General features: G+C 71.4%; 23 protein-coding genes. 13 read left to right on the top strand and 10 right to left on the bottom strand.

Features of this window, described 5'->3' with window-relative positions; genetic code table 11:
• Window positions 1-26: 26 nt before the first annotated feature.
• The 7 genes from AC068A_RS01215 to AC068A_RS01185 form a co-directional block, all read right to left on the bottom strand.
• Window positions 27-833 (bottom strand): SDR family NAD(P)-dependent oxidoreductase, encoded by an 807-nt coding sequence (locus tag AC068A_RS01215; protein WP_478578978.1) that lies wholly within the window; start codon window positions 831-833, stop codon window positions 27-29.
• Between the two features lie 67 nt (window positions 834-900).
• On the bottom strand, window positions 901-1467 hold the full coding sequence (locus AC068A_RS01210; RefSeq protein WP_478578976.1) for an N-acetyltransferase family protein: 567 nt from the start codon (window positions 1465-1467) through the stop codon (window positions 901-903).
• Between the two features lie 45 nt (window positions 1468-1512).
• Window positions 1513-2919: a hypothetical protein gene (locus AC068A_RS01205; RefSeq protein WP_478578974.1), complete on the bottom strand. Its 1407-nt coding sequence runs from the start codon at window positions 2917-2919 to the stop codon at window positions 1513-1515.
• Window positions 2920-2965: 46 nt separating this feature from the next.
• Window positions 2966-3265: a hypothetical protein gene (locus tag AC068A_RS01200; RefSeq protein WP_478578971.1), complete on the bottom strand. Its 300-nt coding sequence runs from the start codon at window positions 3263-3265 to the stop codon at window positions 2966-2968.
• A gap of 236 nt (window positions 3266-3501) precedes the next feature.
• Window positions 3502-5070 (bottom strand): PH domain-containing protein, encoded by a 1569-nt coding sequence (locus tag AC068A_RS01195; RefSeq protein WP_478578968.1) that lies wholly within the window; start codon window positions 5068-5070, stop codon window positions 3502-3504.
• Entirely contained in the window at window positions 5067-5567 is a 501-nt protein-coding gene (locus AC068A_RS01190; protein ID WP_478578965.1) for a PH domain-containing protein, read from the bottom strand. Before AC068A_RS01190 ends, AC068A_RS01195 begins: the two co-directional genes overlap by 4 nt.
• Window positions 5568-5647: 80 nt before the next feature.
• Window positions 5648-6187 carry a hypothetical protein gene (locus tag AC068A_RS01185; protein WP_478578962.1) on the bottom strand — a complete coding sequence of 180 codons (540 nt, stop codon included), beginning with the start codon at window positions 6185-6187 and terminating at the stop codon, window positions 5648-5650.
• A 166-nt stretch (window positions 6188-6353) separates the two neighbouring features.
• Here AC068A_RS01185 and AC068A_RS01180 point away from each other — a divergent pair, with 166 nt between their 5' ends.
• From AC068A_RS01180 to AC068A_RS01150, 7 genes are all read left to right on the top strand, one after another.
• On the top strand, window positions 6354-7673 hold the full coding sequence (locus AC068A_RS01180; RefSeq protein ID WP_478578959.1) for a sensor histidine kinase: 1320 nt from the start codon (window positions 6354-6356) through the stop codon (window positions 7671-7673).
• The gene (locus AC068A_RS01175; RefSeq protein ID WP_478578957.1) at window positions 7666-8301 is read left to right on the top strand and encodes a response regulator; all 636 of its coding nucleotides are present in this window, start codon (window positions 7666-7668) and stop codon (window positions 8299-8301) included. Before AC068A_RS01180 ends, AC068A_RS01175 begins: the two co-directional genes overlap by 8 nt.
• A 184-nt stretch (window positions 8302-8485) precedes the next feature.
• The gene (locus AC068A_RS01170; RefSeq protein WP_478578954.1) at window positions 8486-10858 is read left to right on the top strand and encodes a sensor histidine kinase; all 2373 of its coding nucleotides are present in this window, start codon (window positions 8486-8488) and stop codon (window positions 10856-10858) included.
• Window positions 10855-11265 carry a roadblock/LC7 domain-containing protein gene (locus tag AC068A_RS01165; RefSeq protein ID WP_478578952.1) on the top strand — a complete coding sequence of 137 codons (411 nt, stop codon included), beginning with the start codon at window positions 10855-10857 and terminating at the stop codon, window positions 11263-11265. Before AC068A_RS01170 ends, AC068A_RS01165 begins: the two co-directional genes overlap by 4 nt.
• An 11-nt stretch (window positions 11266-11276) precedes the next feature.
• Window positions 11277-11741, top strand: coding sequence for a DUF742 domain-containing protein (locus AC068A_RS01160; protein ID WP_478578949.1), 465 nt, complete (start codon window positions 11277-11279; stop codon window positions 11739-11741).
• Between the two features lie 25 nt (window positions 11742-11766).
• Entirely contained in the window at window positions 11767-12369 is a 603-nt protein-coding gene (locus AC068A_RS01155) for a GTP-binding protein (protein ID WP_478578946.1), read from the top strand.
• 170 nt (window positions 12370-12539) lie between these two features.
• Window positions 12540-13274 carry a hypothetical protein gene (locus AC068A_RS01150; protein WP_478578943.1) on the top strand — a complete coding sequence of 245 codons (735 nt, stop codon included), beginning with the start codon at window positions 12540-12542 and terminating at the stop codon, window positions 13272-13274.
• 253 nt (window positions 13275-13527) lie between these two features.
• Here AC068A_RS01150 and AC068A_RS01145 read toward each other — a convergent pair whose 3' ends face one another.
• Window positions 13528-14190 (bottom strand): deoxynucleoside kinase, encoded by a 663-nt coding sequence (locus AC068A_RS01145; RefSeq protein WP_478578941.1) that lies wholly within the window; start codon window positions 14188-14190, stop codon window positions 13528-13530.
• A gap of 467 nt (window positions 14191-14657) precedes the next feature.
• Between AC068A_RS01145 and AC068A_RS01140 the strand changes: the two genes are divergently transcribed.
• A complete protein-coding gene (locus tag AC068A_RS01140; RefSeq protein WP_478578938.1) occupies window positions 14658-19151 on the top strand; it encodes an Hsp70 family protein in 4494 nt (1497 codons plus the stop codon).
• On the top strand, window positions 19148-20527 hold the full coding sequence (locus AC068A_RS01135; RefSeq protein WP_478578935.1) for a serine/threonine-protein kinase: 1380 nt from the start codon (window positions 19148-19150) through the stop codon (window positions 20525-20527). Before AC068A_RS01140 ends, AC068A_RS01135 begins: the two co-directional genes overlap by 4 nt.
• A gap of 744 nt (window positions 20528-21271) precedes the next feature.
• Here AC068A_RS01135 and AC068A_RS01130 read toward each other — a convergent pair.
• Window positions 21272-22030, bottom strand: coding sequence for a hypothetical protein (locus AC068A_RS01130; protein ID WP_478578933.1), 759 nt, complete (start codon window positions 22028-22030; stop codon window positions 21272-21274).
• Window positions 22031-22045: 15 nt separating this feature from the next.
• Window positions 22046-23542, bottom strand: a complete 1497-nt coding sequence (locus AC068A_RS01125) for an RHS repeat domain-containing protein (protein WP_478578930.1) — start codon at window positions 23540-23542, stop codon at window positions 22046-22048.
• Window positions 23543-23584: 42 nt separating this feature from the next.
• On the opposite strand from AC068A_RS01125, the gene AC068A_RS01120 reads away from it, so the two are divergent.
• From AC068A_RS01120 to AC068A_RS01105, 4 genes are read left to right on the top strand one after another with little or no spacing between them, the layout of a single operon-like run.
• A complete protein-coding gene (locus AC068A_RS01120; RefSeq protein ID WP_478578927.1) occupies window positions 23585-23977 on the top strand; it encodes a WXG100 family type VII secretion target in 393 nt (130 codons plus the stop codon).
• A gap of 47 nt (window positions 23978-24024) precedes the next feature.
• Window positions 24025-24330 carry a WXG100 family type VII secretion target gene (locus AC068A_RS01115; RefSeq protein ID WP_470159745.1) on the top strand — a complete coding sequence of 102 codons (306 nt, stop codon included), beginning with the start codon at window positions 24025-24027 and terminating at the stop codon, window positions 24328-24330.
• The gene (locus AC068A_RS01110) at window positions 24315-26036 is read left to right on the top strand and encodes an RNase A-like domain-containing protein (protein WP_478578922.1); all 1722 of its coding nucleotides are present in this window, start codon (window positions 24315-24317) and stop codon (window positions 26034-26036) included. Before AC068A_RS01115 ends, AC068A_RS01110 begins: the two co-directional genes overlap by 16 nt.
• An 11-nt stretch (window positions 26037-26047) precedes the next feature.
• Window positions 26048-26620, top strand: a complete 573-nt coding sequence (locus AC068A_RS01105; protein ID WP_478578919.1) for a hypothetical protein — start codon at window positions 26048-26050, stop codon at window positions 26618-26620.
• Window positions 26621-26634: the final 14 nt, after the last annotated feature.

Genomic DNA, 26634 nt, shown 5'->3' with positions numbered 1-26634 from the left:
GCGCAGCCTGGCCCTGCGGGACCCCCTCAGGCGGCTGGGAGGGCGCCCACGAGCCCGCCGTCGATGACGAGGTCCTGTGCGGTGATGTAGGAGGAGCGCGGGGAGAGCAGGAACGCCACGGCGTGGGCGACGTCCTCGGCGGTCCCGATCCGCCCGAGCGGGATCCGGGCGCGGATCGGCTCGTGCTCGGCGGGGTCGGGGACCAGCCCGTGGAACATCTCGGTCCCGATGTAGCCGGGGCTCACGGAGTTCACGCGGATGCCGCGGGGGGCGAGATCGCTGCCGAGGGTCCGGGCGAGGTTGTGGACGGCGGCCTTGGTGGCGGCGTAGACCGGCGCGACGGCCATGCCCCGGTGCAGGGTCCAGGAGGCGTTGACGACGACGGACCCTCCCCCGGCGGCGTCCAGCAGCGGCAGCGCCTTCTGCACCGTCAGGAAAACGCCCTTGAAGTTGACGTCGACCAAGCGGTCGAAGTGCCGTACGTCCGCCTCGGCGGCCGGCTTGAGGTCGGCGATACCGGCGTTGGCGAAGACTCCGTCCAGCCGTCCGTACCGCCTGCGGACCTCCTCGGCCACCCGCTCCGTGTCCGCCTCGTCGGCGACGTCACCGCGTACGGTGACCAGCCGGTCCCCGCCCGCGAGCCGCTCGGCGGCGCGGACGAGCCGCTGCTCGTCGCGGCCGGTGATGACGACGTGGGCCCCGCCGTCGAGCAGGACCCGGGCGGTGGCGAGGCCCATACCGCTGGTCCCGCCGGTCACCAGGATGATCCGGTCCTGGAATCCGGTCGCGTCGGCGGCGGTTCCGTTGCCCTTGGTGTCGGTGTTCTCGTTCATGGCTCCACCCTCCCCGGCACGCCGCCCGGCAGCCAGGCCCTGCCGGTCCCAGGCTCGGCACTCCCCGTCAGCGGCAGGGCATGCTCATGTAGAGCGCCTGCTCCCCCTCGGATGCGGTGCCCTGGTACAGGCTGGTGTCCAGGCCGCAGAAGGCGAAGCCCATCCGGCGGTAGGCGTGGATGGCGGGGGCGTTGACGTTGGTCACCTCCAGCCAGATGTGCCCGGCGCCCCGCTCGCGGGCGAAGTCGGCCGCGTGCCCGATGAGCGCGCGGCCGACGCCGCGGCCCCGGTGGTCTGGGGCGACCTCGATGTCCTCGACGGTCAGCCGCCGGTTCCACGCGGAGTAGGAGACGGCGGCGAAGCCGGCGAGGGCCCCGTCGTCACCGACCGCGACGAACGTGCGGTCGTCGTCCGCACGGCCGCCGTCACCGCTGTCGTCGTCGAATCCGTCCTCGGGGAACACCTTGACCAGCGGCGGGTCCACGGGCACCTCGCGGAGCGCGAACCCGCCGTCGGTGACGGCCACTTCGAAGACGGTGGAGGTGGTGAACGACCCGTCGAGGGCCACGATGGCCTCTGCGTCCTCGGGTCGGGCGGTGCGGAACCGGTACGTCGTGTTCTTGGTCGCGGTCATGCCATGAGGCTATGCCCGGGCCGCCGGGGACGGGGAGGGTTCCGGCTACGGGCGGGCCAGGATGTCGCTCAGCCGGTGGGCGTAGACGACGCGGCCGCAGGGCGACCCGGTGTCGGTGCAGCCCGGCGTCCCGTCGGCCCGGTGCTCGGTCAGCGACCAGAGGTACCGAGTGCCGCCGCCCGGAACGCTCTGGCCGTGCTCGAGGTACAGGTCCTCCGGACCCACCGCGTTGGTGATGTTGCCACCGAGGTCCACCAGGCGGCCGCCCGTGACGGTGGCCCGGCGCAGGCTTCCGCTGTGGTCCGTCCAGCTGCGGTTGAAGTAGTACGTGCCGTCGTAGCGGGCGGCGCCCTGGGTGAGGTCGCGCGGCAGGTGGTACGCCGAGGTCGCGGCCACCACCCCGCCCGTCGTCTTCAGCAGACCCGTGGCGTCGTCGATGGGCAGCGCCCCGACCCGGCCCTTCTCAGGGTGGTCGGTGTCGGAGTCGCAGTACTCACCCATGATCAGCGCGGGGGCGGCGGTGTCGCTGCGGTCGACGGAGATGTACGAGGCCTTGGGGGCGCCGGTGGCGGCACAGGTCCTGGCGGAGGTGTTGCCCTGGGCGGCGGCGAACTTGTACGAGGCCACCTGCGGCAGCACGTACCGGTAGGTGTGGCCGTAGTAGACGTTGTCCTGCCGGCCGATCCTGGTCTCGTCCCGGACGTTGCTCTTGAGGCCGTTGAGCGTGGCGTCGTCGACCGAGGCGTCCCGGTCCGGGTTGAGGTCGAGGATGTTGCGCAGGTCGAAGACGCGCAGACCGTTCAGCGTGTCGGCGACGTAGAGGTGGTACTTGTACCAGGCGATGCCCCCGGCGTGGACCTCGACCGACCGGTAGGACGCGTTGCCGTACGAGTTGTAGTACGGCTCCGCCAGCAGCACGTGGCGGTAGCGGCGCCCGTCGGGGTCGCCCGGCACCGGTGTCTCCGGGTCCAGGAAGGACAGCCGTACGCCCTTCGCGCCGGCCTTATCGTACCAGGCCGTGACCAACGGCTTTCGGGTGCCCCAGAGTTCGTCGGCCTGGGCGTCGGAGACGCCGGTGATGCCCTGCGGGATCCATTCCGGGGTGTCGGCGTCGCCGCCGTCCCAGCAGAACTTCCGTGCCGGGGCGAGCACGGTGCCGTTGTCGCCGGTGCCGAAGGGGTCGGCGGTGCACGAGGCGCCGGTCTTCGCGACCCGGTTCCCTTGGTCGAGCAGGTCCTGGACGCCCTGGGTGGGCAGGGCCGCCTTCAAGTCGGCGACGTGGCCGTGCAGATCGGGTCCGGGCTTGAGGTTGAAGGAGGAGGCGGTGGCCGGGTCGCCGGGCGCGGCGTGCGCCGGTCCGCCGAGGACGGGTATGGCGAGGAGCGCCGCGGCGAGCGCGGCGGCCCAGCCGGCGCAGCGCCGCGGGGGACGGGCCGGGGAGGGTGTCGTCATGGATCTGACCTCTGGTCAAGTGGCAGCAGGAAGCACAGAGATCATGTCAATCCGGCGTCCGCCGGATCCGGGCGGGTGTCCGGTTCGCCCGTGCCGCGGGCCCGGGCGCGGCGGTGTCGCGCGCGCCCGGACGCGCGGCGTCGGCACGGCGGGACGGCCGCGTCAGCCGCCGGCCGCCTTGCGCATGCTCCTCGGCGCGCCGCTCGAACTCCTCGTGCGGCACGTCCTCGATGTGGGTGGAGCAGGCGATCTCAGCGGCCCCCGCGGAGTTCCGCGAGCAGGTGGAGAGCGCGGCCCACGCCGGCTTCGCGGCATCCCTCAACGACCTGCTGCTCGTCAGCGGCATCCTGGCGCTGGTGGGCGGTGTCCTGGCCTTCGCCCTCATCCGCGCCAAGGACTTCGTCCCCCAGGGTCCCCCTGGCGGCGGGCCCGGCCGGCCCCCGGCCCGGCCCGGCCCCAGAACACCGAGGCCTCCCCGGCCCGCTGACCGCCCGCAGCCCCTGACCGCGCCTCCCCCGAAACAGCACTGCACACGACAGGCCCGTCGTGTGCAGTGCTGTTTTCCGTACCGGCCCCCGCGGTCTAGCGGGAGTCGGTGGCGTGGCGGCGGCGTTGTTCGATGAACGGGGCGAGCAGGCCGGGCACCGCCTCCTCCGCCAAGGCGAGGCCCTCCGACACCGATACGTCGCGGACCTTGTAGACGCCGTTCCCGGCAGCCGTGGCGGCACCGAGGGTGAGCAGGCCCGCCCGGCGCTGGAAGAACGAGCGGGTGATGGACCAGCCGATGATGCCGTCCCGCTGGAGGGCGGCGGTACGGCGGTTGAAGGTGCCCGAACGGGTGACCAGGTACCCGCCGTGGACGGCGTGGCCGAGGCTGCGGTAGGCGTCGAAGGCGAAGGCCGCGCCGACGGCCAGCAGGGCCAGGCCGGTGATCCAGCCGGTGTGGACGAGCACCGGTGTCAGCCACAGGCCGAAGCCGGTGAACAGCGCGGCGACCAGGGCCGCGTACGTCAGGGCACGGTTGAGCCTGCGCCGCAGGGCGGCCCGCGGGTGCGGTACGAGCACCGCCTCGGCCGTCGGGGAGACGGCCTCGCCCAGGACGTCGGCGGCGATCCGGCCGGACAGGGCCAGGGGTACGGGCGGGGTGAGCCGGCTGCGGCTGCTGTTCTCGTCGGCGTCGCCGAGGCCGCTGGCGACGGCCTTCAGGCGGGCTCCGCCGGCCCAGCGCAGCAGCAGCGGCTCGGCGACCTCGGCGCCGCGCAGGCGCTGCTCCTCGATGCTGACGGAGCGGGTGATCAGCAGGCCGCGGCGGATGCGGAGCATGCCCGCCTCGGCGCGCTCGAGGCGGTAGCCGCCCCAGCCCTCGATGAACGTGACCGTCGACCCGATGACGCCGATCACGACGATGATGACGAGGGTCACCAGGATGCCGAACCAGAGCGGCACCGAGCCGAAACGGTCCGTGATGTCCTTGACGATGCCGAGTTCCAGGGGGTCGATCTTCATCTCGTGCAGCGTGCGGTAGGTGCTGGCGACGGCGATGAAGACACCGCCGACGCCCCAGACCGTCAGCGGCGCGTACCGCAGCCACGCCCAGTCGAGTTCGGCGATGGCCGCGTCGGCTCCGGCTCCGTCGGACGCCAGGCCGCGGCGGGCCTGGCGGAGTTCGGTCAGCTGCCGGCCCAGCGCGGCGGCGTCGCGCACGCTGAGGCCGTCCAGGGAGAGTCCGCCGGCCTCGGAGCCGCCCTGCTCACCGGTGGCGACCTTCAGCGAGGTGAGGCCGAAGATCCGGTGCAGGGGGTTGGCGGTCAGGTCGACGCTGCGGATGCGGTCGACGGGCACCGAGCGCTGGCTGCGGAAGAGCAGCCCCTTGTGGACCTCCACCCGGTCCCCGGTGATGCGGTACCGGGTGGTGACGAGCCGCATCAGGCTGATGCCGGCGATGACGAGGCAGGTGATGAAGAACGAGGCGAGCGTGATCAGGGCCTGGAGGTTCGGCTCGCCGCCCGTGAGGACGGAGGTGGCGCCGAACATGGCCACCGGAGCGGCCATCACGCTCAGGTTGACGAGGATCAGGCGGGGGCTGAGCCGCCCCCACGCGTCCGGCCCGGCCTCGTCGCCCGGGCGCCGTACCGAGGCGTCGTGCGTCATGTGGCGTCTCCCGGTACGGCCTGGGTGGACCTGGTCAGGTGCTCGACGAGCCCAGTGGCGACCTGGTGGTCCAGCCCCTTGATCTTCACGGCGCCGGCCGAGGAGGCGCTGGTGACGGTGATCCCGGAGAGCCCGAACATCTGCTGGAGCGGGCCGCGGAGCATGTCCACGGTCTGCACGCGGGACAGCGGGACCACCCGCCACCGCTGCCAGAGCCATCCGGAGGCGGCGTAGACGGCGTCCTCCGTCATCTCCCAGCGGTGCACCCGGTAGCGCCAGACGGGCATGGCGGCCATGTACAGGAGCCCGGGCACGAGCGTGCAGAGGAAGAGCCAGCCGAACACCGTCCGCGCCGGCGGGATGCACAGGTAGAGCACACCGAACACGAGCGGAAGCGGAAGGGCGAACAGGGAGGCCTGGAGGGTCCACCAGCCGATCGCTCGGCTCTCGACCCGGTTGCGAGGCGGCCGGAGCCTCAATTCATGGTTGTCTGACACTGCTTCACCAAATTCCTGTACGGTCTCAAAACCTCGGCGGACAACGGTCGAGTCGACGGTCGACTCGCATCGCACTGCTGTCAGTTCGCCCTCCCGTCCCGCTCGGCCACCGGCCCCGCCCCGGCCCGTACGGCGCGCAACCGCGACACCACGACCGCCGTCCGGGCCACCACCGTCGACAGCGACATCACCGCGAGCGCGCTCACGAGCACCTCGGTGCCGCTGAGCTGGAAGTCGGCGGTGAACCGGGCCATGCGTGCGCCGTACCAGTGCTCGCAGCCGTACGCGAAGAGGACCTGGAGGCCGGACAGGAGGACCCAGGCCGCCGCGTGGCCGATTCCGCCGGTGCTGCGGATGTCCCCCGCACGGTCCCGGTGGGCGGAGAGCGGGGAGGCCGCGACGAGCCCGCAGATGCCGCCCACGCCGAGTGCGGCGAGGTGCAGCGAGGTGTCGTTGCCCGCCGTCGGAAAGGAGTGCACGCAGGCGCCGATGACGGCGACGGCCGCCAGTGGGGGAATGGCGATCCGCACGGCGGTGATGCGCCGGCTGCCGGAATCGGTCGCGAGGATGACGGCCAGGACCGTTCCGCAGATGATGACCGCCGTCGTGAACTGACCCATCTGACCGGACCCACCCTTTCCGCACTCCCCGTCAGCGCTTGCCGCGGTTCTCCTTCCGCTGCTTCCAACGTAGGAGGGGCAGTCCGGCCGCAGGGACGACCGATCGGTGGGACCGGCTGTCAACCGGTCGACGGACAGCCGCACGACGCGTGGTAGGACTGGTGCCGTGCACATACACCATCGGGAGGAGGCTCCCCGGTCCCCGCGGGCGACCGCGCAGTACGGCCCCGAGTCGGGGAGCCGCTGGTTCGGACTGTGGGACGGCTACTTCGCCATCTCGTACCTCGTCACCGTCATGCTGCTGTTCACCTCCGACGAGGACCAGGTCCACCGGGCGTTCGCCGTCGGCGCGCTGACCCTGATCGTGCCCTGGTACGCGGGTCTCGGCCGCAGGCCCATGATCCTGCGGACGAAGAGCCGGCGGAACACGGTCTTCTCCGCCGGGCTGTTCCTGCTCTTCGCCACCTCCAGCACGCTCGACCTCGGGGGTTCCTTCGCGCTGTTCGCGGTGGTCCCCATGCTCATGATGAGCCTGCCGATGCCGTCCTCGATCGTGCTGGTCGTCCTGGCCAACCTGTGGCCGGTGATCGTGGTGTGGCTGCGGGGCGGGCAGTTCGATCCCCACATCCTGTCGGTGCTGCCCATCTCGCTGCTGGGCATCGCCCTGTCGGTCCTGCTCGGCCTGTGGATCACGCGGGTGGTGCAGCAGAGCGCCGACCGGGCCGCGCTCATCGACGAACTCCGGCGCAGCCGGGAGCGCGAGGCGCGGCTGTCCCACCAGGCCGGTATCTCGGCCGAGCGGGAACGGCTGGCCCGGGAGATCCACGACACCCTGGCGCAGAGCCTGACCAGCATCATCAGCCTGGTGCAAGCGGCCGAGTCGGAGGTGGCGGCCCATCCCGAGCGGGCCCGCTCCCGGCTCGGGCTGGTCGGCCGGGTCGCCCAGGACAGCCTGGCCGAGGCCCGCCACTTCGTCTCCGCGCTCACCCCGCCCGCGCTGCGGGAGAGTTCCCTCGTACAGGCCGTACGCCGACAGGCCGACCTGCTGCAGGAGGAGACGGGGCTGACGGTACGGTGCACGGCCCGCGGGGAGGAGCAGCCGCTGCCGATGGCCGTCAGCGTGGTGCTGCTGCGCTCGGCGCAGGAGGCGTTCGCCAATGTGCGCAAGCACGCGCGGCACGCCCGTAGGGTGGAGGTGCTGGTGGCGTACGCACCGGACGCGGTACGGCTCGTGGTCCGCGACGACGGCGCGGGCTTCGACGCGGGCGCCGACGCCGACCCGGCTGCCGCCGACGGGCAGGGCACCGGCCGGGACGGCGGCGGTCGGACGGACGGCGAGCGGAACGGTTTCGGGCTGCGCGGGATGCGGGCCCGGGTGGAGGAGATCGGCGGAATGGCAGAGGTCAGCAGCAGCCCGGGGGCGGGCACGGTCATCGAGGTGACGGTGCCTCTGGCCCCGGTGGCGCAGGAGTCGGCCGATGAGTGAGCGCGAGCCGATCACGGTGCTGCTCGTTGACGACCACCCGGTGGTCCGGGAGGGCCTGTCGGCGATGCTGGAGCTGGACGAGGGCATCCTGGTCGTGGGGCAGGCCGGCTCCGGTGAGGAAGCGGTGCTCCAGGCCGCCCGGTTGCGGCCGGACATCGTCCTGCTCGACCTGCGGATGGGCGCGATGGACGGGGTGGCCGCGACCGGGCACGTCCTGCGGGAGTCGCCGCGGACCAAGGTGGTCATCGTGACCACGTACGAGGACGACGCGGACATCCTGCGCGCGGTGGAGGCCGGCGCGGCGGGCTACCTGCTCAAGGGGAGTTCCCGCGAGGAGCTCGTGCACGCGGTGAAGGCGGCGGCGCGCGGGGAGACGGTGCTGACGCCGTCGCTGGCCCCGAAGCTGTTCCGGGCCGCCCGGGTGCCGGAGGCGCCGGTGCTGTCCGAGCGGGAGCGCGAGGTGCTGCAACTGGTCCGGCAGGGCCTGACCAATGCGGACATCGGGCGCCGGCTGTTCATCAGCGAGGCGACGGTGAAGACGCACCTGCTGCGGTCGTTCAAGAAGCTGTCGGTGTCCGACCGTACGGCGGCGGTGGTCACGGCCCTGGAGCGGGGCCTGTTGTCCTGACGAGACACGGGCAGATCGCGGTTGGGTTCCGATCGGGACTCCGGTCGGCAACAAAAGCCCTGCTCATAGCACGTACAGGTAACGGATTCAACGTATCCGTACCCGCCGCGTGGCTGGTTATGATCAGCGCCACCGACTGGCTGTCCCCCGCTCCCGTCCACTGCCCGGCCGCCCCCGAGGAACGATGTCTTCCACAGAACCCGAAGGCCCAGCAATACCCGTGACGCCCCGGCAGCGGCAGCCGCGGCGGCGGACGGTGCGGCTGCGCACCCTGCTCGTCCTGCTGGCGGTGGCCCCCACCGTGGCCATGGGCACCCAGACCGTTCTGAGCGCCGATCGGCTGCTGAAGCAGTCGGCCCACCTGCGGGCCGATGTGGCGGCCAGCGAGCAGATCGGCATCCCGCTGTACACGCTCCTGGTCGACTTGCAGGCCGAGCGCACCGCGACGGCGGCCCGGTGGGCGGGCACCTCCGGCTCCGAGCAGGAGCTGCGGCAGCGGCGGCTGGCCACGGACCGGGCGGCGGCCCAGGTCCGCCGGGTGGCCGCCGAGTCGACCGCGTCCCTCGGGGACGTGACCCGGCGCCTCGCCGACCTGCCCGGATACCGGGAGCGCTCGGACGCCCGCACCGGAACCCCCGACCGTCTGCTCGGCTACTACACCGGGGCGATCAACGAGATCATCCGCGTGTACCAGCAGGAGTTCAGCCACGCGGAGGACGCCGAGCTCACCCAGGCGAGCCGCCCCGTGGTGTCGCTGCTCTCGGCCTCCGAAATGGTGGCGCGCGAGGACGCGGCCCTGGCCCTGGCCGGCCCCTCCCGGGAACTGAGCGCCACCGGCTTCGACCAGTTCACCAGCTCCGTCGGCGCCCAGCGCTACCTGTACGAGACCTGGGTCGAGCCGTACCTGCCCGAGCGGGACCGGCAGTTCTACGAGCGCATCGTCGCCTCCCCGGACTGGCAGACGAAGGTCCGCATCGAGAACGCGATCATCCACGAGAACAAGGACACCGACACCGGCATCAAGCTGCCCGCGGAGGTCGGCGGCTGGAGTGCGGCGCACAGCAACGTCTCGGTGCAGATGGCCACGCTCAACACCGACCGCGCGAAGGGCGTCCTCGCCCTGGGCGCGGCGAAGGCCGACGCGCTCCAGACCGAGGTCGCCTGGCTGGTCGGCGGGAGCGGGGCCGGGCTCCTGCTGGTCGTGACCGTCGTCGTGCTGACCACCCGGTCGGTGCTGCGCCGGCTGGACGGCCTGCACCGGCGTACGGTGGCCGTCGCCGAGCGGATCCTCCCGGACGTCGTGGCCCGGCTCGACAGCGGCCGGCCCGTCGACGAGTCGGCGCTGCCGGCGGTCCGCGGGCACCAGGACGAGGTCGGGCGGATCAACGACGCGTTCGCGCGGGTCGTCGCCGTGTCCGTGGACGGGCACCGCCAGCTCGCGGCCGAGCGCCACGGCTTCGGCGCGTTCGCCTCGGGCATCGCCTCGCGCACCGGGAACCTGGTGAGCCGCCAGCTCGCCCTCACCGAGGACATCCAGGACGCCTTCGGCCACGACGAGGCCCTGCTCGCCCAGCTGATGCGCTCCGACCAGCTGACGGTCGGCATGCGCCGCCAGACGGAGAACCTGCTCATCCTGTCGGGCGGCGAGATCCCGGACCCGCACACCGAGCCCATGCGCATCGCGGACCTGCTGCGCGAAGCCGCCGCTGAGGTGGAGGACTTCCGGCGGGTCGAGCGGCAGGCGCTGGACGAGGCCAGCGTGGAACCGCAGTTCATCAGCCAGATCAGCCACCTGCTGGCGGAGCTGCTGGACAACGCCACCCGGTTCTCCCCGCCCCGCTCGAAGGTGGTGATCCGCGCCGAACTGGTCGCGGACGGGCTGTCGGTGGAGATCGAGGACCGCGGGCCGCGCGTGGCCGGCTCCCGCTACGAGGAGATGAACCGGCGCCTGCACACCGCGCCGCCGTACGCCGTCCTCGCCGAGAATGCGCACCGGCTCGGCCTGTTCGTGGTCGGGCACCTCGCCGATCAGCTCGGGGCCACAGTCACGCTGCGGCGCTCGGTGTACGGGGGCACCTCGGCGGTCGTGGTACTGCCGGGCAAACTCCTGGTCCCGGCAGCCGCTCCCGCGCCGGAGCCGGCACCGGCGGCTGCGCCCGAGCCCGCCGCCGACCCGGACCGCGCCCGGGAGCCGGCCCCCGCCGCCGTACCGGCCCCCGCACCGGCGTCCGCACCGGCGTCCGTGACCGGCCCGCGGGCGGCCGAGCCGGCGCCGCTGCCCACCGCCGCCGGGCTGCCGAGCCGCCGCCGGACCGAGCCGCCGACCGCCCTCGGCGGCGGCGGTCCGCGCCCCGCCCTGCCTGCGCGGGGGCCGCGCCCCGCCCTCCCCGAGCGCGTCCCGCAGACCCACATGACGGAACAGCTGCGCGGGCCGCGGGCGCCGGAGACGGCCGCCGCACCGGACCCGGCGACGCCCGAAGAGGTGGCCGACGCCTGGGCGGACTACGAACACGGGACCCAGAAAGTGGAAGAAGAGCTCCGACAGGATCAGCCATGACGACGACACAGAACGACATGATCTACAGCGTCCTGGACAACAACCTGAGCAGGATCGCCGGCATCCAGGGCGCCGTGCTCCTGTCCAACGACGGGATCGGGCTGAGCGCCTACCTGCTCGACCGGGACCAGGCGGAACGTATCGCCGCCGCCTGCTCCGGGGTCGCGTCCACCATGAAGGCGATCTCCAGAGAGATCGACGGCGGCCGGGTGATACGCCAACTCGTCGAGATGGACGACCGCTACCTCTGCATCGTCGGGTGCGGTGAGGGCAGCACCCTCATCGTCGTGACCTCCCGCAAGGCGCGCCTGGGAGAGCTGGGCGGCGAGGCCGTACGGACCGCCCAGGCGCTCGGCGAGTGGCTGGGCACCCCGGAGCGCGAGCAGGCGCAGCCTCCGGCGTCGTAATGCCGGACGAAGTGACGGACACGGCAGCGGACGGCGAACCGCGCGACCCGGCGGACACGGCCGGGCCGTCGGCCCCGGCCGAGCCGGAAGAGCCCGCGGAACCCGGGGAGCCGCCGCGCGAGCCGCGGCCCCGGGGCCGCCGGCGGACGCGGCTTTACGCGCTCACCGACGGCCGGACCGCCGCCTCGTGCACCGTCCTCACCATGGACACCACGATCACGGCGGCGGTCACCGAGGACGCCTGGAGCGGGCTGCCCACCGAGTGGCGGGCCGTCCTCGCCATGTGCCCGCCGTCGGACGGGCGGGCGGTCGCCGAGATCGCAGCACGGATGCACATCCGCCTGACCCCGATGACGATGCTCCTCGGCGAGCTCGCGGACCGCGGGCTGATCCACCACCAGCCGCCCCTGGAAGGCACCGAGACCACCAATGTCCACCTGCTCATGAGAATCAGGGACAACCTTGCCCGGATATGACCACCCTGCCCGGCAGGCGGCCGCCATGAAGATCCTCGTCGCCGGGGGGTTCGGGGTCGGCAAGACCACCTTCGTCGAGACGATCTCCGAGATCGAGCCGCTGCGCACGGAGGAGCGGCTCACGGCCGCGGGAGTGGGCGTCGACGACCTGGACGGCATCGAGTCCAAGGCGGTCACCACCGTCGCGATGGACTTCGGCCGGATCACCCTCACCGAGGCCGGGGTGGTGCTGTACCTGTTCGGCACGCCGGGCCAGGAGCGCTTCTGGTTCATGTGGGACGACCTGCTGGGCGGGGCGCTCGGCGCGATCGTCCTGGTCGACACCCGCCGCCTGGACCGCAGCTTCGCGGCCGTCGACTTCTTCGAGAGCCGCGGCCTGCCGTTCGTGGTCGGCGCCAACTGCTTCCACGGCGAACAGCCCTACACCGCCGAGGAGATCGCCGCCGCCCTCCACCTGCGCAACCCCGACACACCCGTCCTGATGCTCGACGCCCGCGAACGCGACGACGTCCGGGGTGTCCTGCTCGCCCTGCTGGACATGCTCATCGCCACGGCCGGCGCAGCCCCCGGCCCCGGCCGGCCGAAGGCCACGGCAGCGGCTGCGACAGCGGCAGCGGCAGCCCGCTGACGACCCGGCGGGCCCGGGTCGGGCCGTGTCGCCCCCTGAACGCCTACCGGGAGATCAGCCGGCCGTGGCCTCCCCGGGTCCCCCGTGGGCGCGACGCCGGGTTCGAGGACTGAACTCACGGGACCTTTGCATAGGCTCGCTCCGGCGCCCCTATGACCGAGGAGGACCCCATGAACCCCGCCGGGGAAGGGCTACAGCAGTTGGACGCGGTGAGCGTCCTCAACGCGAAGACGACCCTCGTCCAGCTCCTGGTCCGGGCGGGGGTCCACCCCGGTGACGCGGGGGAGCTGATCGGGCTCGTCGAGGCCGGCACACTCGCCGTCGCACACGCGCAGATCCGCGGGAGCGGAGGAACCGCCCGGACGGGGAAGGGCGAGCTCTATACGTCCGGCTGGCTCGACGGCGCCCGCGCCGTCGCCGACGAGCTGGGCGACATCGCGGAACGGGCGCTGCGGGACGCGCTCGGCGCCGACGCGTCGGGGCACGCCCTGGACGCCCGTCCCCCCGCCGGGAGGATGGAGCTGGAGCGGGCGAAGGTGGCCGTGCTGCCGCTCTACCTCTCGTTCACCGCGGTCTCCGACCTCGATCCCGAGGTCTCCGAGCAGGTGCTCACCGCCGTACTCGGCACGATGACCACCAGGGAGCGCACGGGGTACGCGGGGCGGCTGACGCGGTTCGCCGCCGCCCACCGCGTACGCCTGGAACGGCTGTACGCGGAGTACGGGCCCGGTAGCCCCATCGCGATCCACGGCCGCTACTCCCTGCTCCACTCCCCCACCAGCATCGCCGTACTGGAGCGCCTCCTCACGGCGCCGTCGGCGCTACGGGAGGAGTGGGACGCGGCCGAACTGCCCCCCGCATGGCTCGAGGGACTGACGACGGCCTGGGGCGCACCCGGTTCCTGAGCCCGTCCGGCCCCGGCGGCGCGCGGCCGCCCACTGCACGCAGCCCGGTTCGGCCCAGCGCCGACGGACGTCGGAGCACGAGCCGTCCCGAAGGGGATGACCGCCACATACGTGCAGGTCAGCGCACTCGCCCACGCGGCTTCAGCGCTACGACCTCCCGGCACGGCTCGGCACGGCCCGGTTTCCGGTCGTGGGCCGGCCGCGGCTCTTCAGGCCGCAGTCGGTCGCCGGGAGGCACCCGCGTGGAGCAGCTTCAGACCCGGAGCCGGCCCCTTGCCAGTGCGTCCTTGACCTCCCGCGCCACGCGGGCCGCGTCCTCGGGGTTGTTCACCACATCCGTGTGGCTCATGTCGACGACGAGGACTTCGCTGGCCGAGTAGTGCTTGTGCACCCAGTCGTCGTAGCCGGACCACAGCGTCCGGTAGTACTCCACGAGACTGCCGTCCTGCTCGAAATCACGGCCCCGCAGCCCGATACGGTGCAGCACCGTCTGGAAGTCCGCCTTGAGGTAGACCATGAGATCGGGTGCCTTGCGGTACGGCAGACCGTCGATCTCGCGCATCATCTCGTCGAGCAGTCCCTCGTACACCCGCATCTCGAGGGAGCTGATCCGGCCCAGATCGTGATTGACCTTGGCGAAGTACCAGTCCTCGTAGATGGACCGGTCCAGGACGTTGTCGCCCTGCTTGTACGCCTCCTTGATCGAGGCGAACCGCGTCTGCAGGAAGTAGAGCTGGAGCAGGAAGGGGTAACGCTTCGCCTGGATCTCCTCGGGGCTCGCCGTGTAGAAGAGCGGAAGGATCGGATTGTCTTCCACGCTCTCGTAGAAGACCTTGCTGCCCAGCTCCTTGGCCAGCATCTCGGCCACGCTCGTCTTGCCGATTCCGATCATTCCACCGACGCAGATCACCGGCATACCTCACTTCTCCCTGGGGATCTTCTGTTCACGGGCGGGCGGGCCGGACACCCCCGCACCACTGAGACGCATGTCGGCGGTCACTCGATTCCCCGGGATCTCCATGATCAGGTTCGTGCGGTCCCCGTCCGGACCGAGGCTCCGACGCGGGCCGCCCCCATCGCCTGGCCTTGACCGACCATTTCGCATGTGCCGCAGAGCGCGAGCCACCGCCTCGCGGCCGTCTTGAAGCATAACCGCGCCCCGGCGTGCGCCGACACGCAGGTCAGCCGCGCCCGTTCGGGCACGGACGACTCCGAAACGTCGGGAAGCTCGGCGTCCGGCCGCAGCGGATGCGGCTCCGGTGCGGTCTTGGGAGGAAAAGGCCCGCGCGACGGTGTTGGTGGATCTCGGCCGGTGTGTTCACGGCGTGGCTAACATGAGAGACCGAGGCCGACCTCCTGACCGCTGGGGGAAGAGGACACGTGTTGCTGAGCAGGTCATCGGACGGCATGCCGCGGAAGCTGCGCAAGGCCCTCAAGGCGGTCGAGCAGCGCTTCGGACCGGCCGGACCGGCCGGCAGGGATCTCGACCGCGCCGCCGTCGCGTACGGACAAGCGCTGACGGAAGCGCTCGGCCACGATTCCGCGGTGGCCCTGCGGCTCTTCGAGCAGTACGACGCCCGGTTGCCCGCCGAGGGGTATCCGCGGGCCTTCGGCCCGGCCGAGCGGGCGGTGCTGCGCGGCGCGGTCGGCCGGCGTGAGCGGTCCGCACTCACCGTGGTCGCAGGGGTGGCCGGCCGCCTGGGCGAGCGTGAACTGGAGCGCTCCGCCTACGGCTTGCTGTCCGTACTGGTCGGCGAGAGCGATGACGCCGACGCCCTCGTCTCGCTGCTGCGGGCCCGGCAGAAGGCCGACCTGCTCGACATCGGCCTGATGACCGACGCGTTACGGGCGTACACCGCACGCGCCACGCTCGCACGAGATGCCGCACTCTGGTCGGCGTTCTTCGCCCACCTCGCCGACTCCCTGCTTCCGGACCTGTTCCCGGTACGCCTGTTCCTGGGTCGGGGAGCCGACGCCGTACGGCTGGCCGACACCGAGGTACGCAAACGGGAGGCGCTGGAATGCTGCGCCGCCTCGCCCCGGCTGGACGACGTACGGGCCGGGCTGCTGCTGGCCCGTACGCCGGGCGCGGGCGTCTCCGACCACATACGGCTCCTGGAGGAGCGGGCCGGAGACCTGCTCCTCGCGGCCGGCCGGCCGGACGAGGCGCTGCCGCACTACGAACAGGCCGGGCGCCGCGACCAGGTGAGCCGCTGCCACGAGGAACTCGGCGATCCCTACGCCGCGTTGGAGACCTGCCCGGAGGACGAGCCGGAGCGGGCGGCGGCCCTGGCCGCAGCCTGCCGGCCCGGGATCGACGCCGCGGTCGAGCGGGAGGAGCGCGGCGAGGCCGTACGGCTCGTCTCGGTGGTCCTGGGGCACCTCCGGCGAGTCGTGCGGGCTGCCGCCGTGGCCCGTGAGGAGGAGGAGCTGCGCAGCCTGCGCGGCGCCGTCGTGGCCGTCGAACGGCGCCGCCTGGACGCCGCGTTGCACGTGGCGCCGGACTCCGGCGGCCGGGCCGCCGTGCACCGGGAGTGGAGCCTGTTCGAGGAGGCCGCCGCAGAGCCCGTGGAGGCCGCCCGGCACGCCGAGGACGCCGGTGACCTCTACCGCGCGCACCGCCTGTACCGCGCGGCCGAACGGTTCGGCGACGCCGACCGGGTCCTCAAGGACGAGGACTCCGCCCAGGGGCGGGCGGCGCGCGCCGCGGCCCGCGAGGCCGGCGGCGACCTGCTCGGCGCGGCCCGCCTCCACGAACAGGACGGCCGCCACGAGGAGGCCGTGGCACTCTACGCCCGGGCCGGGGACCCGGCGGCGGCCGCCCGCGGCCTGATCCGGTGGAAGGGCGAGGAGGCGATCGAGGACCCCCGGCTGAGCGGATTCCTGCGCCGGGCGGGCGACGTCGGCGAACTCGTCCGCCGCTGCCTGGACGCCGTGGAGCTGCGCGGCCGCGCCACGGCGGCCGTCGAGGTGCTGCGTTCGCTGGTGGAGCAGGACGACACCGCCGTTCCCGAACTGCTCCGCGGCCGGGTCCGCGAGGTGCTGGACGCGGTCGGGGCCGCCGGCCGGGGCGCGTTCGAGGAGCGGGCCGAGGCGTGGGTGGAGAGCGCCCGGGCCGAGGTGGACCGCCGCTTCGCCGCGATCTGGGGCCTGGACCTGGGAACCCACTCCTGCGTCGCGGCCCTCTACGACAGCGAGACCGAGCAGCCGGTCATCTGCCCGGACGGCACCAGCACCCAGTTCGCCTCGACGCTGACCCTCACGGAACAGGGCGAGGAGATCGTCGGACTGACCGGCGATCAGGTTCTCGCCCCCTGGGTGGTCGGCCACATCAGCGCGGCCAAGCGCCGCATGGGTGACGGCGTCTCCTTCCGTATCCGCGACCGTGCGTACCGGCCGGAGGAGGTTGCCGCCCGCCTGATCCGGCATGCCAGGGCCCTGGTCGAGAAGCGGCTTGCCGAGCAGGTCCGCGAGACGGTCGCCGGGCTGGCCCGGGCCGAGCTCGGGCAGGTCAGGGACGAGTGGCTGGCCTGGGCGGCCGAGCATTACGACTTCACCGTGGCGCGCCCCCGGGCGATCCTCACCATCCCTGCGTACTTCCTCAACAACGCCAAGCGCGCCACCCGCGACGCCTGCGAGATCGCCGGGGTCACCCCCGTGCGGCTGATCCACGAACCGACCGCCGCCTGCATGGCCGCCGCCTCGCAGCGCCGGCTCGAGGACGCCGTCGCCGTGGTGGACCTGGGAGCGGGCACGCTCGACATCAGTGCCATCGATGTCGGCGACAACGTCTACGCGGTCCAGCAGATCGTCGGCGACAACCAGTACGGGGGCCACGACTTCGACCGTGTCATCACCGGGGAGCTGACCGAGCGGCTGCGCAGCCGCGGCCTGGAGGTCCCGGCCACCCGGCGGGCCCGGCGCCGGCTGGAACTGGCCGCCGAACACCTCAAGATCGCCCTGTCCTCGCAGGGCGAGGCGGAGTACACCCTCAACGCCTTCCTCGGCGAGCCGGAGGTACGCCTGGAGCTGAGCCGAGCGGACCTCGCCCGGGTGCTCGCCGACTCGCTGGCCACGCTGCGCGAGGTCTGCGAGCGGATGAAGGCGGAGATGGACGGCCCGGCCGATCATCTGGTCCTCGTGGGCGGCCCCATGCTCTCGCCTCTGGTGAGCGGGGTCGTGGAGGAGGTCTTCGGAGTCAAGCGCACCGTGCTCGCGGATGCCCGTACCGCCGTGGCCTACGGCGCGGCGCTTCAGGGGGCAGTGCTCTCCGGGTACCTCAAGGACTCCCTGCTGCTGGACGTCACGCCGTTCCCGCTCGGCATCGCGGTCCGGCAGGAGAGCGGTGAACTGGGCTTCTCCGAACTGCTGAAGCGCAACACCACCATCCCGACCAGGACGTCGAGCATGTACACCACGGTCCGCGACAACCAGGCGCAGGTGCTGATCGAGGTCTACAACGGGCAGATCGAGCCGCGGTCGAAGATCGGGGTCGTCCCGCTGACCGACATCCCGCCCCTGCCCAAGGGCAAGCCCGAGATCGAGGTGACCTTCGACTTCGACGCGAGCTGCCTGCTGACGGTCACCGCGACGGACATCGGCACCGGCAACAGCAAGACCGTCGAGTTCAGGGACACCACCCTGCTCTCGCCGCGGGAGATCAAGGCGATGGCCGAACGGCACACCGGCCAGCGCGAACTGGAGGAGCTCCTGCGCGAACTGCGGGCGCTCGCGGAGGAGGCCGAATCCCTTGAGGACTGCGAGCCGGTGTGCCGGGAGTTCCGGGAACGGCTCGGCGCCCTGCGGCCCTCCCGACAGCCCCTCGACGAGGCCACCCAGCGCACGCTCGCCGGGATGTACGGTCCCGAGGCGGCCGAGACGGAGAGCGAACTGCTCTCCCTGCGCGCCCCGTTGCGCGATCTGCTGACCACCGTACGGGAGTACCTCGCCCAGCCGGTCTCCACGGCCGGGATGCCCGCGGGGCGTCACCTCGCCGGGCTGCTCGGCGAACACCTCGGGCGGATGCGGCAGGGTATGGCGCGGATGGCGGGCTGGAACGACGTACTGGCCGCGCTCGCCGCCGCGGACGCCGACCCGCTCCAGCGCTTCCGGGCCCTGCACGACGCCGGCGACCACGGCCGGGCGCTGCGCGTCCTCGGTGAACTCACCGAGCCGCTGACCGAGCCGGAGGACCTGCGCAGGCGGCTGCGCTGCCTGGCCGGCGACGGCGACGTCGACGGCTACCGGCGGACCCTGCTCGCCGACGCGGCCCGGCTGTCGGCGCTCGTCCTGGACCCGGAGCACCCGGAGCGTTTCGTGGCGGCGGCCGCGTCCGCCCTGGTCCGGGTGGAGCACGGGGGCGGCACGCCGGGGAGCGGGTTCCTGATCTCCGACCGCCACGTGCTGACCAGCCGGAAGTGGCTGGCGCAGGGAGATGCGCCGACGACCGTACTCCTGGCGGACGGAGAGCGGTTCGTACGGCGGGTGTTCCTGCCCGACTCCGCCGCCGTCGACACCGCCGTGCTGCTGCTGGCGGAACCGGTGTCGGAGCGGCCGCTGCGCCTGGGCTTCCCCCGGCTCACCCACATCGGTGACCTGGCCTGGGCCGCCGCCCCGGACGACGTACTGCTGCCCGGGATCGTCGAGAAGTTCGAACCGTTCCCGGAGCACGGCCTCCAGCTGTACAAGACCGACCTGCGGCTGCCGCCCGAGGCCGCCGGCGGGCCCCTGCTCAACGAGCTGGGCGAGGTGATCGGCGCGCTGGTGCTGCGGAGCGAGGAACAGCCCGCGTTCGCCGTGACCGTCGACTCCCTGGCTCCGCTGCTGGCGAGCGCCGGCTTCGGGCTGACGGGCGCGGCCGGCGGAGAGGGCTGGTGAGCGTGGCCGCCGCGGGGGGCGCCCTGGACGGCCGGGACGGCCGCCTGTTCGGCGACCGCTACCGGCTGCGGGTGCCGCTCGGGGCGGGCGGCATGGGCGAGGTGTGGCGGGCGGACGACGAACGGCTGAGCCGGCCGGTCGCCATCAAGCTGATCCGCGCCTCGGGAGCGGAGAGCGGACAGGCGCTGGCCCGGTTCCGGCGCGAGGCGAAGATCACCGCACGCCTGTCCGGCCATCCCAACATCGTCACCGTGTACGACTTCAGCGAGGACCCCCTGTACGTGGTCATGGAGGTGATCGAGGGCTCCTCGCTGGACACCCTCGCCGGCGCCGGCGAGCGGCCGCCCTGGGCCGAGGTGGTCGGCTGGATCCTCCAGGCCTGCGAGGCGCTCGGCGCCGCCCACGCCGCCGGCATCACCCACCGGGACCTCAAACCGTCGAACCTCATGCTCACCCGCTCCGGCACCGTCAAGGTGCTGGACTTCGGCATCGCCGGGCTGCACCAGGGCGGCGAGCCGGCACCGGGCACCAAGGGCTTCACCCGCCTGACGATGAGCGGGTGCTTCCTCGGCAGCCCGCCGTACGCCGCGCCGGAGCAGATCCGGGGCGGCCGCACCGACCCGCGGACCGACCTCTACTCACTCGGCTGCCTGCTCTACGAGCTACTCACGGGCGTGCCGCCGTTCGGCACCGGGCCGCTGCACTCCGTCCTCGTACGGCACCTCCAGGAGCCGCCGCCGTCCCCGCGTGCCCTGCGGCCCGACCTGCCCGGCGAGCTCGACCGGCTCGTCCTCGATCTCCTGGTCAAGGACCCGGCGGCCCGGCTCCCGGACGTCGGGGCAGTACGGCAGCGCCTGCACCGCCTCGCCCCCGCCGCCGCGTACACGCCAACCGTCGCCGACGGCACCGTCCCCGTGGCAGGGGGCGCGGATCAGGCCGGCGGACTGCGGCTGGCCCGGGTCTTCGACCTCACCGCGCCCGACGGCCGCCCCGCGATGGCCCCGGGCCGCGAGCGCGTCACCTCCGTCGAGGAACGGACCGCCTTGCTCCGTTCCCTGCGGGCGGCTCCGGTCGCCGTGCACGCCCTGGGTCCCGAGCCCGACCGGGTCGAGCCCGCCCGGGGCACAGTGGTGCCCGCCGGTTTCCGGACCGACGGCGTCTGGGTCTGGTCCGACCAGATCGCCTACTACCTCGACCGCTACGGGCTGGCACCGGAGCCCGCGCTCCGCCACCACCTCACCGCGCAGGCGCCGCGCCGACCCGCCGTCCCGGCCCGGATACTGAGCGCGGCCGGCAAGCTCGTGCGAACCGAACCCGAGGGATCGCTGACGGGCCGCCCGGCCTCCCACCGAGGCGCCGCCGGGCGGGTGTGGTGACCGAAGCCGTCCCGCCGCCGGCGCGCAGGCGACCGGCAGGCGCTTCGGGACGCTGACCGGACTGCGGCACCCAGCCGAGCCGATGTCTGCCTCCGCAGGTCAGCGCACTCGGCCCCGCGGCTTCAAAAGGTCAGAGCGTTTCGAGTCCTTCAAAGTCAGCAAAAGTCAGCATCAGAGCGCTCTGTTACGGGCGCAACCAGGAGGATTTGTTCCTCCTGCAACTGGATCGCAGCAGCCGCGAGACCGCCCTCGCACTGGGCGGGCCGGTGGACACTTGCCTGCCGGAGTTGCTGCCCGACGACTGATCACCAGTCCGGCTTCGACTGGTGATGCAAGAGGTGGCTGGATGCCCTGATCCGTCTCGCCCCTGCCGAACGGAACAACCACGCCTCCTCGATCGCAGCACGATGGGCGCGGGGTATCCGTGAAGATGCCGTCGCGGCCGACACCAGGCCGGCGCCGCGTCCCGCACCCCAGCACTCGCCTCGCGCCTACCAGCCTCCGGTTCCCCTCACCCAACCGCGGTCCCGCGTCTCCTGAGTGCGCAAGGGCTGGGGCTGGCCCCGGAGGAACAAGAGCTTCAGCAGCGAGCAGGAGCAGGAGTCAGCCTCGAGCGGAGGCCCGCATGTGCGCCGAGGCGGATGAAGCGGTAGCCGTAGGCTCTGTCACGGTTCAGCTTGGATGGCTGGCGCCACCGAGGCCGCAGGCGCCAGCGGATCGGCGGCATCGCCTCGACGAGCGGAATCAGGCTTGGCTGTTTTGCGTGTTGAGACCGGAGATCATGAGCGAAACGGGCAGATCGGTGTGCTCGGTGAGCCATTCGACGACCCCGCCAGAGGAGCGTGTCCGGGGATGTTCCCGCTCTATAAGGGCCCGGACGCGGTCCTGGGCCTGCGGGTCGAGCTTCAGCAGCAGGTCCTCGCCGACGACTCCGTCGCGCCGCCAGATGGTGCAGAGGGTCTCCAGACCCGCTTCGGCGACCTCCGGCTCCGCGTCGGCCGAGGTCTGCACCAGGGCTTCGACAACCGGCCTGCCCTGCAATCCCGCGACCGCCCGTGCCATCCGGGCCCGCTGCTCCGCGGGGACGGCCGGGTCGGCGAGCGAGCGCAGCACGTCCGCCGTGTCGCGGGCGTCCTGGCAGGGCAGCACCCACACCAGGTACACGAGCTGCGCGCCGAGCACGATCAGGTACTGCAGTGGCACGAGCAGGGCCACGGGCAGCAGCAGGACCAGGGGCAGCGCGATCAGCCAGCCGCCCCGGATCCGCGAGGGACCGCCGGTCGGCGGCTCGAACCGCCGACCGGCCAGCAGGACGAGTACGAACATGGTCACGACCGTCAGGAGCGGCACCACGATCAGCCCCACTCCCAGCCCCGCGCCGAACGACGCCCAGAAGGGATCATCGCCCAGAACGGGCAGCACCAGGGCCGCGGCCACCCAGCCGAGAGCGGCGGTCATGACGTAGCGCTGTAGGCAGACCCACAGCCATCTTCCTGTACTCATAGCAGCTTCCTCATCTCAGCAGCTCTTCGTGCAGGTGCCATTGACCCACGTCCGGTCATCACGGTCCTTGTAGAAGAGGCCGTCAAGACCGTCGGGGGCATCGTAGCCGCTGGTGTGGGCCATGCTGTCGTGGGCGATCCACCGCGGCTTCTGGTGCTTCTGGTACTGCACGACCTCCATGTCCGGATACGCGTTGCCCGTGCGGCTCACCGACACGGAATCCTTGGTGGGCTTGACGTTCAGCCAGTTGTCGACCAATCCGACCCACATGACCGGCTGCACGCCGTGCACGCTCACCTTCAGGGACTCCGAGGTGGAGCCGTGGTCCTGGAGGACGTTCTTGCCGGTGAGCGTCCGGAAGGCGCTGTGTTCGAACAGGATGGGGAGGGCCGGGACCATCTGGGAGGCCACGTCCACCTCCATAGGGGCGCCGCCGGTCGCGTACGACGAGATGGTGCGCTTGCCCGGCATGGTGTGGGACGGCGCCACGTTGAAGACGACCTCGCCGGAAGCCGTGTCCCACCAGAGGACCATCCGGTAGGCGGCGTTCGGGTCGTCGGTCGGACCGCAGTTGTCACCCAGCAGCATGGGGAACTTCGGGATCATCGACATGGCGCCGTACGTGTGGATGTAGTACCGGATCATGATGATGCCGCGGTCTTCGCCCGGGTCCACGTACGTCGTGAAGGTCTGGTCTCCGTCCTCCGTGCCGCCGTGCATCGAGTCGTCGGCGTCGTTGTAGTCCTCGTTGTCCTCCGTCATGTCCTCGATGTGCTTGCCGTTGGTCCAGCCGCCGCCACCGCAGTAGCCGTAGCTGCCGCAGCTCTCGAGACCGGTCGGGTCGCTGAAGGTGACCGGACTGTTGTTGGCGTAGCTGTAGCCGTTGAGCGACTGGTGCTGGTCGAGGCTCAGCACCGGGTCGACGCTGAGGAACTGGCCGAGGGCCGAGTCGTACTCACGCGCGCCGATGTGGGTCAGGCCCGTGCTCTTGTCCTCCGGCTTGCCGAGGAACCGCTTGTCCTCCGGCCAGTTGGCCACCGCGGGTCCGCGTGCGGATCCGAAGGGGGTCGTGTACCGCTTGGACACCGTCTGGGTGTCGTCCGCGGAGACCGCGAAGGAGGACGTTCCGTGTGCGTCGCCGGCCACGAAGGAGAGCTTGGCGGTGCCGGATTCGTTGGTCAGGACCGCGACCTTGACGCCCGAGATGCTGTACGAGCGGGTGGCCCACTTCTTGGCGCCCTTGAGGTGCACCTCGTTGGAGCCGGTGTACAGGATCGTCTCACCGGCCGGGTCGCGGCGGATCAGGAGTTCGCCCTCCGCGTCGTAGACGTAGTCCGTGGCAGCGGCTCCCTCTGTCAGGTTGCCGAGCTTGCCCTCGGCGCCCCAGACGAGGTCCTGGGAGGTGGCGCTGCCCGGGGTCTCGGCGCGCTTGGTGGTGTTGCCCGCAGCGTCGTAGGTGTACTGCGGGGTGACACCCGCGCAGGATCGAACGCTTTTGTTAGGGTCAAACATGCTGATCATCTGTCGACCCGGAGCTCAGGGCAGGGAGGCATCGTGGATAACCCAGATCTCTCGGTGGAGGCCGAGCGGCTCAAGAGTCTCGCGCGCGACCTCGACGCGATGCAGGAAGTTCTGACGAAACAGCTGCTGCGCATGGACAAGATCGTGGACGCCATCGAGGCGCGCTGGCGGGGGCCGGCAGCGGAGGCGTACCGCGCTCGGCATCGCGCGGCAGCGGAGGACGCCGTAAGGATCAGAGGGACCATGAGGCTGCTCGCCGAGGCGGTGCGCCTCAGCGAGGGCGGCTTCACGGCGCAGGAACTCGAAGTCCTGCAGCAGTTCAGACGGGTACAGGCCGGGGCTGACGCGTCAGCGGAGGCGGACGTCCTCTCCACACCGAACGTCACACCAGTCGCCGCGCCACGCAGCCGCGTGGCCGACCTGTGAGCAGGTAACACCGGCTCGACCGGCCATCAAGGACACGAGGGGGAACCGTGCCGTCTGGTGACGACGGGATATCAGTCGACTTCGCGACGCAACAGCAGCTCGCGGGCGACCTTGAGGCCATCCTCAAGACACTCAACAAGCAGCTGGACGCACTCTACGAACGGGCCGAGAAGGTGGTGTTGACCTGGGACGGCGAAGCCAGGCAGTCGTTCATCGACCAACTCGACCGATGGGACCAGTCGGCGCAGGACCTGGTCGCGACCCAGGCCTGGCTCCACGACATCGTCGTCAACGGGCACCACAGCTACGCGAACGCCCACAAGGCCGTGCTGCGCGGATGGGGAGCGGCCTGATGGCAGGGACTCCACCGCCCCCGCCGAACCAGAACGGCGGCTTCGACGTCCAGCCAGTGCACGTCTACCACGCCTCGGAGCTGGTGAAGGATGCGCAGTCGGCCCACGCCGACCGGGCGTTCGTGCTGGTCGACGCGCTGAACAAGCACAGCCAGTCCGCCGGCCGAGGCTGGGGTGCCCACAACTTCGCGGTTGCCTACATGATCGTGACGGAGAAGTTCTTGGAGTGCTGGGGCAGGAGCGTGGTCAGCGTCGGCGGCGCCTCCGTGGGCCTGACCATCACCGCCAACCACTATGTGCTGGCCGACTGGGAGGCGAGCGGTCGCAAGGGTACGCAGCCGAGGAACGCCCCGGAGCCCGTCGTCATCAACCAGCCACCTCGGTACGGCCCCGTCAACAGCATCAAGTGGTCGGGCACCGGAGAGGACGCCGACTCGTGGTGGATCTCCGGGATCCTCGGCGAGTTCCCCGACTGGCTCGCCCTCATCGTCGGGCCCTCGTTCCAGCATCTTCTGCGCCTCGGGAAGGCACACGAGATCACTCCCGGCTTCAAGCAGGAGGACGGCCGGGACATGGCCAAGTCCTGGCGCCTCATCGCGGGCGAAACTACCAAGGCTTCGGACGAGTTCACCGATGCCATCTCCACCATCACCGACACGCGCGGCAATAGTGAATGGCAGCGCGCGATGCGCGCGTTCGGACAGAGCATCTGGGGCTCGACCGAGTGGGGCAGGGCCCTCGACGAAAACCGCAACAGGGCGGAGACCGGTCGTAGTTGGCGGACCAATCGGGATCTGCCGCCCGCGGGCCGGCGTCCCATCGTCGACGTGCTGAAGAAGACGGCGGACACGCTACAGGAGACCCTCGACCACCTGGCCCAGGTCATGGACACCACCAGGGCGACGACCGAGCGCTGCGGCAGAGAGGCCGCTAGGGCCACGGCCAAGGACTTCACGACCGGCCTGGACCTGAAGGACTTCACCAAGCTCGCGGTCGGCGCCGTCGTCGGCGAAGTCATGCTGTCGTTCCGGTCCCATATGGACCAGGCGACCGTGGACGCAGCCGTCGAGCATTACCACAGCGAGTTCGACGCAGCGGCCGACAAGCTGATCAAGCTCGTACCGGAATTGGAAGAGGCGATTCTCAGCGCCCCGACGTACCAGTCCGAGATCGCGCGCGCCCAGGGGTTCGGTGCGCGGTCGCTCAACGAGTTCAAGCAGGAACACAGCTGGCAGCGCGGCGGCGAGAGTCCCACCCCGTTCATGTACTCGTTCGACCTGGCGACGAACGAGGACCTCGGGGGCGGGCACACCCTGGAGAAGCACGTCGGCAAGACCGATGAGCAGCTGCTGCAGAGGCACCGGGACCAGACCAAGCCGTCCGGGAAGCTCGAGCTCATGTCGGCGTCGAGCTTCACCGACTTCGAGTCCGCGCAGAAGTACACTCAGTACAACATCCGCCACAACACCGCGGAAATCCAGGAGTGGCTGAAGAATCCTCCCCCGGCCAAGCGTGCACTGTCCATCGTCGTGCCATCGATACCGTTGGAAGGCCCGCTCACCGGAGACGCAGTGACCGGACGGACCTCGCGGGGTGTGAACAACGTGCCGATGCCCGTTGAGGATGCCAAAGGTGTGAGAACACGCCTTCAGTACGACCCGAACCTGAATCCGCCTTTCGTCGTCCACACATCGTCACCTGAGTAGTGGAGTGAATGATGACTGAACTCACCGCGGAGGCGTGGGCGGACGCGCTCGAGCTCTACCAATACAGCTATACCTCCGTATCCGTTGTCCGCCGGGAACACGAGGAGTGGTGGCTCGACGCCGCCTCGATCATGCGCGGCCAGACCTCCGACCCACGGGGGTGGCGATCGCTCGATCCGGACGAAGACGAGGACGAACGACGGGACGATCCGCTGTTCCCCTTCGCCGAGGCCCCGGCCACACCCGAAGACGTGGTCCGCTTCCGGCAGCGAGTGACCGAGCTTCCCCGGAGCTCGGTCCAGTCGCTGGTCGTCCTGCTCGGTATTCCCGGCCTGGAAGTGGCCAAGGCGGTGGATTTCGACCGTGATCGGCCCGAAATGGAACGCCGAGCGCGTCTGATCCTCTCGCGTTTCCCCCACTGCACGCGCTTCTACTCCAATGTGGGGTGGAAGGCCGAGAACCCGGACTTCTACGAGCAGCCCGTCCGCCTGACGGATCCGTTCAGCCGCTACGGCTGGGATGCCGGTCTGATTGCCGTGAACGACGCCGAAGTCGCGATGATCTGGTACTTCGACCCCACCTGATCAGAACCACCGAA

The sequence above is a fragment of the Streptomyces sp. NPDC043854 genome, from assembly GCF_056436005.1.
This window is presented reverse-complemented; position numbering and strand designations above follow the sequence as displayed.